Source organism: Rhodovulum steppense (genome assembly GCF_004339675.1).
Classification (GTDB): Bacteria; Pseudomonadota; Alphaproteobacteria; order Rhodobacterales; family Rhodobacteraceae; genus Rhodovulum; species Rhodovulum steppense.
On sequence record NZ_SLVM01000035.1, the window covers coordinates 25255 to 33229 of the forward strand.

Here is a 7975-nt window from a genome sequence, read left to right on the forward strand (position 1 = left end):
CGTGATCCGTTACAAGCCGGATTGACGTTGACGTAAGCGTAACGCTGCGTCACGGCGCCCGATTGACTCTTCCTAGTCGTCGTGACGTGGCTTGGCGTCCTGTCGCGCGAGAACGGTCGAAACCTCGTCATGCAGCGCCCGCAGCTCGGCAATCGAGCGCTCCAGTTCCTCGCGTTGCGCGCTCAGCGCCACGAGTTGGCGGTCGGCCAGTTCGACGGTGCGCTCAAGCTGCGCCCGGCTGCCCTCTTCATCGTAGATCAGCAACCATTGGCGGATTTCCTCGAGGCTGAAGCCGAAGCGCCGACCGCGCAGGATCAGCGTCATCCGCGCCACCTCGCGGGGCGTGTAGAACCGCGTGCGGCCTTCCTTCTCGGGGCTCAGAAGCTCGATATATTCATAATACCGCAGGGTGCGCGGCGTCACATCGAACTTCGCGCACATCTGCTTGAACGTCAGACGGGTGTCGGACATCGCCCCTTCCGCTTATGTCTTCCGTTATGCGCGTTTCCGGTCCGGGCCAGTCTAGTTCATGAAACCGGGTGCGAAAAGGTGGAAGCCATAGGCGACCAGCAGCGCCGGGACCGCGGAATAGGCGGTGGCCAGGATGGCGGCGCGCGGGTTGATCGCGATGGCGGGAAACAGCGCGTCGCCATCGTTCGAAATTGCGTTGCCTATCAGCGCGGCAAAGGGCAGGGCGCCGTTGACATAGAGCGCCGTCACCAGCACCTGCGGCCCGCATCCCGGCACGAAGCCCACCACGACCGCGATCAGCGGCAACAGCGGCGCGACGGTCTGGAACCAGGCGGCGATGTCCAGCCCGGCGAAACTGGCGGCATAATCATAGGCCAGATAGGCGCCGATCACCCAGACCGAGATGAAGCTGGTTTCCTCGGCCATCCGGGTCAGCGGCGCGTCCTTCGAATTGGTCATCGCGGTGACGGGCGAACTGGCCCAGATGAACAGCCCCAGCGCCGTGCCGGTCAGGGCGATGGCGGTGACGGGCAGACCGAACACCGCTGCAATCTCGATCTGGGCAAGCTGGGCGATGCCCACGGCAAGGCCGGGCAGGGCGGGCAGCAGATAGGCCACATCGCGCGGCCTGAGCCGTCCGATCCGCGGGGCCAGCTCGCAAGAGGCGCCTTGCAGACGGGGCAGGTGGGACCGGTCGAACCGGTCGACGAGCCAGCCGGTCAGGATGCCCACGGCCATCGACAGCGGCAGGATCACCGCCGCCGCATCGGGCCGTGTCGCCAGCAGCAGGAAGGCCGCATCGCCCATCGTCGCGGTCAGTGCCGCCACCACCGCGCCCATCCGCGCATTGCCCGAGGTATAGGCCGCCACCACGATCACCGCGCCGCCGCAACCGGGCGTCGCGCCCAGCAGGGCGGCCAGCGGCACCTGCCAGCCGCGCGCGTTGCGCAGCGCATCGCCCAGGTCGAAGCGGAACAGCCGTTCCGAACCGTAGAACAGCAAGAGCGTTGCCGCCACGAAGACGCTGACCTGCACATAGGCATCGGTCATCAATTCGCGGGTCAGCCGCCCCAGCTCGCCCGGCGCGACCGCCAGCGCCAGAAGCAGCAGCGCGACCGCCAGCCGCCGGGTGCGAAACCCGCCCGGCAACGCGGTGCCGAGCCGCGCCAACCCCGTGCCGTCCTGGATGGTTCCGGTTGCCATGTCTGCCCCTGATTGCGAATGGTTCTCAATTGCAGAACTTAGCACTTGCGGGGGGCTTGGCAAGGGCCAATAAATCGGCCGGAAAGGGAGAGGCCGATGGACGAGGACAAGGCCCGGATCGCGCGGCAATTCATCGAGATGATCCCGCATTCGCGTGCGCTGAACATGCGCGTGGATGAAATCGGCGACGGCGTGGCCGAAATCTCGATGCCCTATGACCCCCGCCTGATCGGCGATCCGCAAAGCGGCGTGATCCATGGCGGCGCGGTCTCGGCGCTGCTGGACACCTGCGGCGGCGCCGCGGTGATGAGCCACAAGGACGCCCCCGCGGGCACCGCCACCATAGACCTGCGCATCGACTACATGCGCGCCGCCGCCCCCGGCCAGCGGATCACCGCGCGGGCCGAATGCTACCATGTCACCCGCTCGGTCGCCTTCGTGCGCGCCATCGCGACCGACGAGGACCGTGAAAACCCGGTGGCCACCGCCGCTGGAGCCTTTACCGTGGAACGCGGGGGCAAGACATGAGCCGCAAGGCCCCCGAACCCGTCCAGGTCATCAAGCAGCGGCGCGACGCGGCGCTGTCGGCGCTGGTCCATGGCGTGCCCTATATCAATTTCCTCGGCATCGAGTTCGAGCGCCGCGGCGACGAACTGACCGCGTTGCTGCCCTTCGACGACAAGCTGATCGGCAACCCGCTGCTGCCCGCGCTGCATGGCGGCGTGACCGCGGCCTTTCTGGAAGTGACCGCCATCATCGGGCTGAGCTGGGCGATCATCTGGGAGGATATGGAATCGGGCGCGCTGGACCCCCTTGCGCTGACGCCCGAAACCCTGCCGCGTCTGCCCAAGACCATCGACTTCACCGTGGATTACCTGCGCACCGGCCTGCCGCGCGACGCCTATGCGCGGGCGCGGGTCAACCGCTCGGGCCGGCGCTATGCCTCTGTCCATGTCGAGGCCTGGCAGGACAACCGCGCCCGGCTTTACGCGCAGGCCACCGGCCATTTCCTGATGCCGCCCCGCAATGGCTGACAGAGCCGCTGGGGCCGCGCCTGCGCCGCCCCCGCTGACCCACCGCCGGGTCCTGGCCATCGCCTTGCCCATCGTGCTGTCGAACGCCACCGTGCCGATCCTGGGCGCGGTCGATACCGGCGTCGTCGGCCAGATGGGCGAGGCTGCCCCCATCGGCGCCGTGGGTCTTGGCGCGATCATCCTGGCCGCGATCTACTGGGTGTTCGGCTTCCTGCGGATGGGCACCACCGGGTTGACCGCACAGGCCTGGGGCGCGGGCGACCGGGCCGAGGTCGATGCGATGCTCTCGCGCGCGCTGCTGATCGGGGGGGCGGCGGGGCTGGTGCTGATCGCGCTTCAATGGCCCCTGTTCGCCGGGGCCTTCCGGATCGCGCCCGCCAGCGCCGAGGTCGAGACGCTGGCCCGCGACTACATGGCGATCCGCATCTGGTCGGCCCCCGCTGCCATCGGGCTGTTCGGCATCACCGGCTGGCTGATCGCGCAGGGCCGGACGCGGGCGGTGCTGGTGCTGCAATTATGGATGAACTCGGTCAACATCCTCCTCGATTTCTGGTTCGTGCTCGGGCTGGGCTGGGGCGTGCAGGGGGTAGCGATCGCCACCTTCCTTGCGGAATGGACAGGGGCCGGGCTGGGGCTGTGGCTGTGTCGCGGCGCGTTCCGCGGCGCGGCCTGGCGCGAGAGCGCGCGCCTGTTCGAGCCCGCGCGGCTCAGGCACATGGCCGCCGTCAATACCGATATCCTGATCCGGTCGCTGCTGCTTCAGGCGGTCTTCGTCTCCTTCCTGTTCGTCGCGGCGGGTTTCGGCGATGTGCCGCTGGCGGCCAATCAGGTGCTGTTGCAATTCCTTCAGATCACCGCCTATGCGCTGGACGGTTTCGCCTTTGCGGCCGAGGCGCTGGTGGGGCAGGCCATGGGTGCCCGCGCCCGCGCGGTGCTGCGCCGGGCCGCGCTGATGACCAGCCTCTGGGGCGTGCTGACGGTCATCGGACTGGCGGCGGCCTTCGCGGCCTTCGGCGGCGCGATCATCGACCTGATGACCACATCGGCGGAAGTGCGCGCCGCGGCACGCGACTACCTGCCCTGGATGGTGGCCGCGCCGGTCTTCGGGCTGGCCTCCTACATGCTGGACGGCATCTTCATCGGCGCGACGCGCACGCGCGACATGCGCAACATGATGGCCGTGGCGGCGGCGGTCTATGCCGCGGCGGCGCTGGCACTGGTCCCGGCCTGCGGCAATCACGGGCTCTGGATGGCGCTGCTGATTTCCTTCGTGGCGCGGGCGGTGACGCTGGGGCTGCGCTACCCGGCGCTGGAGGCCGCGGCGGACCGCCCCGCGCAGGCCCGGGGCTAGAGGATCTCGTCCTCGTCGAACAGCCGCTCGGCCTCCAGCCCCGCATTCCAGGCCCCGATCCGCTCGCCCGCCTGCGCCTCGGGGGCGATGGTGGCCAGATGGAACACGGCGTTGCCCTCGTTGACCACCGGCAGCACCGCGCGGCCCAGGATGATGCCATGCTCGGGGGCGCGGATCTCGGCCTCGACCTCGCCGAACGGATCCGAGACCACCGCCAGCAAATCGCCCCGCTCCACCACGTCCCCCTCCGAGCGGTAGCTGCGCAACAGCCCCCCCTGCGGCGCGCGCAGCCAGCGCGAGGCGCGGCACACAAGCGGCGCGCGGCGCGCCCGCGGCACGCCCCGTCCGCCGATCATGCCCCGGTCATGCAGCACCCGCAGGATGCCCGCGACCCCGGCCCGCACCGCGGTCTCGTCAAAGCGCAGCCCCTCGCCCGCCTCGTAAAGCAGCATGTCCACGCCCATCTCCCGCGCGGTCTGCCGGAGCGAGCCCTCACGCAAGGCCGAGGGCAACACCACGGGCGCGGCAAAGACCGCGGCAAGGCGCAACAACTCGTCATCGCCCGGCGCCACCCGAATCTGGGGCAGGTTGGTGCGGTGCACCGCCGCCGAATGCAGGTCGATCCCCAGATCGGCCCGCGCCACGATCTCGCGGGTCAGCAGATCCGCCAGCCGCCCGGCCATCGAGCCACCGGCCGAGCCGGGAAAGCAGCGGTTCAGATCGCGCCGGTCGGGCAGGTAGCGCGACAGGTTCAGAAAGCCGAAGGCATTCACGATGGGAATGGCGATCAGCGTGCCCGCCAGCGCCGACAGCGCGGGCAGGCTCAGCAGTCGGCGCACGATCTCGACCCCGATCACCTCGTCGCCATGGATGCCTGCGGTCACGAAGACCACCGGCCCCGGACGGCGGCCATGGATCACATGGGCGGACATGGTGACCGGCGTGTGATCCGACAGGACCGAAACCGGCAGATCGACCGTCCGCCGCGTGCCCGCAGGCACCAGCGCATCGCCGAGCGCAAAGCCCGGGCGCGGGGTCATGGGGCAGGGGGGCCGGAACCGTGCATTCCCATGCGTTACGCGCGACGGGGAATTCTGGCAAGAGGCCGCCGCCCCCTCGCCATTGTCGCGCCGGCCGATTGCGACCCCCGGGGCATGCGGGCCAGGACCAGCCGACTGTCCTTCTTCTGGCCGCAAATATCCCGGGGGGAGTCCGCAAGGACGGGGGGCAGCGCCCCCCTTACCCGCGTGCCAGCGCGTCCTCGATCAGCCGCACGGTCTCGTCCACGCCGTAAAGCGCGATGAACCCGCCGAAGCGGGGGCCCTGGCTGGCGCCCAGGATCACCTCGTAAAGCGCCTTGAACCAGTCGCGCAGGTTCTCGAAGCCGTGCTCGCGGCCGACGGCGAAGACAAGGCTTTGCAGCTCTTCGGCGTCCAGCCCGCCCTGCCAGCCCCTGAGCCTTGCCACCAGATCCTCCATCGCGGCGCGCTCCTGCGCGTCGGGGGCGCGGAATTCCCGTGTCGGGGCGACGAAATCGCGGAAATAGCGCACCGCGAACCCCGCCGCCGCGTCGAGATCGGGATGGGTCTCGGGGCTGGCCTCGGGCGCGTAACGGCGGATGAAGCCCCACAGCCCCGCCTTGTCCTCGGCGCCTGCGACCGAGGCCAGGTTCAGCAGCATCGCGAAGGGCACGACCATCCGGCTTTCGGGCGGCGTGCCGCCATGGATGTGCCAGACCGGGTTTTCCAGTTGCGCCTTCAGTTCCTGGTCGGGGAAGGCGCGCAATTGCTGGTGATACTCGTCCACCGCCTTGGGGATCACGTCCCACCACAGCCGCTTGGCCGTCTTGGGCTTCTGGTACATGAAATAGGACAGGCTCTCGGTCGCGGCATATGCCAGCCACTCGTCGATGGTCAGCCCGTTGCCCTTCGACTTGGAAATCTTCTCGCCGTTCTCGTCAAGGAACAGCTCATAGGTGAAATGCTCGGGCTTGCGGCCGCCCAGGATCTCGCAGATGCGGTCATAGATCGGCGTGTTGGTGGAATGGTCCTTGCCATACATCTCGAAATCGACATCGAGCGCGGCCCAGCGGGCGCCGAAATCGGGCTTCCATTGCAGCTTGACGTTGCCGCCGGTCACCGGAAGCGTCCATTCCCGCCCGTCCTCGTCGTCGAAGGTGATCGTATGGTTCACCGCATCGACATGCTTCAGCGGCACATACAGCACCCGGCCGGTTTCGGGATGGATCGGCAGGAAGACCGAATAGGTCTGCTGGCGCTCCTCGCGCAGCGATTTCAGCATGACCGCCATCAGGTCGTCATAGCGTTCGGCCGCCAGCCGCAGCGTGTCGTCGAAGGCGCCGGTCCTGTAGAACTCGGTCGCGGAATAGAACTCGTACTCGAACCCGAACGTATCCAGGAACCGGCGCAGCATCGCGTTGTTGTGATGCCCGAAGCTTTCGAATTCGCCGAACGGATCGGGCACGGATGTCAGCGGCCGTTGCAGATGCTCGCGCAGCATGTCCTGATGCGGCACGTTGCCGGGAACCTTGCGCATCCCGTCCAGATCGTCCGAGAAACAGATCAGCCGGGTCGGGATATCGCTGATCGCCTCGAAGGCGCGGCGGATCATCGTGGTGCGCAGCACCTCGCCGAAGGTGCCGATATGGGGCAGGCCCGAGGGGCCATAGCCCGTCTCGAACAGCACATACCCCTTCTTCGGGGGCGACTTCTCGTAGCGCTTGACCAGCCGACGGGCCTCTTCGAAGGGCCAGGCTTTCGCGCTCATCGCGGCGTCGCGCAGTTCGGACATCTTTCGTTGCCTTCCAGAAGGACCGGACCCCGTGCCCGGCAAGCCCCGTGTCCTATTGCCCGTCCGGCCCCGCGTCAATATTCTGCACCGCAACAACGCCCGAGGAGAGACCCCATGCGCCCCGAAACCTCCATGACCGCCCAGGACGCGCTGATCGCGATCATGGTGGCGGTCTCCGCCTCGGACGAGAATATCCGCACCGCCGAACTGGTGACCATCGAACGCATGGTGAACCACTTGCCGATCTTCGCCGATTACGACGTGGACCGCATCGCGGTGGTGGCGCAGACCGTGTTCGACCTGTTCGAGGAATACGAGGGGCTGGATGCGATGTTCGGCCTCGTGCGCGACGCGCTGCCCGAGAAGCTGCACGAAACCGCCTATGTTCTGGCCTGCGACGTGGCCGCCTCGGACGGGCGGCTGGGCGAGGAGGAATTGCGGCTGCTCGCCGAAATCCGCTACGAACTGAATATCGACCGGCTGGCGGGAGCGGCCATCGAACGCGCCGCCCGGGCGCGCCACATGGTTCTCTAGATGAGCGCAGCCGACGGGTTCGCGCTCGACCGTCCCGAACGGTTCTGGCCCTTTGCCGACCGCTTCGTGGCCGCGTCGCGGGTGGTGATCGACCGCCCCCGCGGCAGCGCCCATCCCCGCTTTCCGCAGATCCTCTACCCGTTCGATTACGGCTATCTCGACGGCACCACCGCCATCGACGGCGGCGGGGTCGATGTCTGGTGCGGGTCGGGTGACCGGGCGCGGGTCGGGGGCGTGCTGGCCTCGCTCGACCTGACGCGGCGGGATGGCGAGTTGAAGCTGCTGCTGGGGTGCAGCCCGGCCGAGATGGAGGCTATCCGGCTGTTCCACAACCAGGCCGACTGGGTCGCGGGCGCCCTGATCCCGCGCCCCGAGGGGCTCTAGCGCGACATCCCGCGCGGGGCGCATCGGTCGAGGCCCGGGGACGGGTCCGGCACCATGTCCGTCAACCGGATGCCGGGCGATCCTTGCGGTTCGGCAGGGGGGGGCTGGTTTGTCGCCGCGATGTCGGTCTGTGCGGGCGTTACCTGCTGTGAGGTTACGCCGGAGCGTCTGCTTGGGTTTTGCCGGG

Annotated in this window: 9 protein-coding genes; 5 read left to right on the forward strand and 4 right to left on the reverse strand. The window is 68.4% G+C overall.

Annotated features, from left to right (window positions below; translation table 11 throughout):
- Positions 1-72 precede the first annotated feature (72 nt).
- The gene (locus EV216_RS16655; RefSeq protein ID WP_132696762.1) at positions 73-471 is read right to left on the reverse strand and encodes a MerR family transcriptional regulator; all 399 of its coding nucleotides are present in this window, start codon (positions 469-471) and stop codon (positions 73-75) included.
- A 51-nt stretch (positions 472-522) separates the two neighbouring features.
- The gene (locus EV216_RS16660) at positions 523-1674 is read right to left on the reverse strand and encodes a putative manganese transporter (RefSeq protein ID WP_132696764.1); all 1152 of its coding nucleotides are present in this window, start codon (positions 1672-1674) and stop codon (positions 523-525) included.
- Between the two features lie 96 nt (positions 1675-1770).
- Here EV216_RS16660 and EV216_RS16665 point away from each other — a divergent pair, with 96 nt between their 5' ends.
- Genes EV216_RS16665 through EV216_RS16675 form a run of 3 tightly spaced genes read left to right on the forward strand, consistent with a single transcriptional unit; the run spans position 1771 to position 4059 of the window.
- Positions 1771-2202 (forward strand): PaaI family thioesterase, encoded by a 432-nt coding sequence (locus EV216_RS16665; protein ID WP_132696766.1) that lies wholly within the window; start codon positions 1771-1773, stop codon positions 2200-2202.
- Entirely contained in the window at positions 2199-2708 is a 510-nt protein-coding gene (locus EV216_RS16670) for a PaaI family thioesterase (RefSeq protein WP_132696768.1), read from the forward strand. Before EV216_RS16665 ends, EV216_RS16670 begins: the two co-directional genes overlap by 4 nt.
- Positions 2701-4059, forward strand: a complete 1359-nt coding sequence (locus EV216_RS16675) for an MATE family efflux transporter (protein ID WP_132696770.1) — start codon at positions 2701-2703, stop codon at positions 4057-4059. The genes EV216_RS16670 and EV216_RS16675 overlap by 8 nt, the downstream gene beginning before the upstream one ends.
- Here EV216_RS16675 and EV216_RS16680 read toward each other — a convergent pair.
- Both EV216_RS16680 and EV216_RS16685 read right to left on the reverse strand, forming a co-directional pair.
- Positions 4056-5099 carry a succinylglutamate desuccinylase/aspartoacylase family protein gene (locus EV216_RS16680; RefSeq protein ID WP_132696772.1) on the reverse strand — a complete coding sequence of 348 codons (1044 nt, stop codon included), beginning with the start codon at positions 5097-5099 and terminating at the stop codon, positions 4056-4058. The two genes, EV216_RS16675 and EV216_RS16680, sit on opposite strands and share 4 nt — an antisense overlap.
- Positions 5100-5298: 199 nt before the next feature.
- Positions 5299-6870, reverse strand: a complete 1572-nt coding sequence (locus EV216_RS16685; RefSeq protein WP_132696774.1) for a lysine--tRNA ligase — start codon at positions 6868-6870, stop codon at positions 5299-5301.
- Positions 6871-6984: 114 nt separating this feature from the next.
- On the opposite strand from EV216_RS16685, the gene EV216_RS16690 reads away from it, so the two are divergent.
- Positions 6985-7404, forward strand: coding sequence for a tellurite resistance TerB family protein (locus tag EV216_RS16690; RefSeq protein WP_132696776.1), 420 nt, complete (start codon positions 6985-6987; stop codon positions 7402-7404).
- Positions 7405-7788 (forward strand): hypothetical protein, encoded by a 384-nt coding sequence (locus tag EV216_RS16695; RefSeq protein ID WP_207894022.1) that lies wholly within the window; start codon positions 7405-7407, stop codon positions 7786-7788.
- The last annotated feature ends 187 nt before the right edge of the window (positions 7789-7975 follow it).

Coding starts and splice junctions, on each gene's coding strand:
- EV216_RS16685 (WP_132696774.1), bottom strand. CDS start 6,870: ATGTCCGAACTGCGCGACGCCGCGATGAGCGCGAAAGCCTGGCCCTTC.
- EV216_RS16660 (WP_132696764.1), bottom strand. CDS start 1,674: ATGGCAACCGGAACCATCCAGGACGGCACGGGGTTGGCGCGGCTCGGC.
- EV216_RS16680 (WP_132696772.1), bottom strand. CDS start 5,099: ATGACCCCGCGCCCGGGCTTTGCGCTCGGCGATGCGCTGGTGCCTGCG.
- EV216_RS16675 (WP_132696770.1), top strand. CDS start 2,701: ATGGCTGACAGAGCCGCTGGGGCCGCGCCTGCGCCGCCCCCGCTGACC.
- EV216_RS16665 (WP_132696766.1), top strand. CDS start 1,771: ATGGACGAGGACAAGGCCCGGATCGCGCGGCAATTCATCGAGATGATC.
- EV216_RS16690 (WP_132696776.1), top strand. CDS start 6,985: ATGCGCCCCGAAACCTCCATGACCGCCCAGGACGCGCTGATCGCGATC.
- EV216_RS16695 (WP_207894022.1), top strand. CDS start 7,405: ATGAGCGCAGCCGACGGGTTCGCGCTCGACCGTCCCGAACGGTTCTGG.
- EV216_RS16655 (WP_132696762.1), bottom strand. CDS start 471: ATGTCCGACACCCGTCTGACGTTCAAGCAGATGTGCGCGAAGTTCGAT.
- EV216_RS16670 (WP_132696768.1), top strand. CDS start 2,199: ATGAGCCGCAAGGCCCCCGAACCCGTCCAGGTCATCAAGCAGCGGCGC.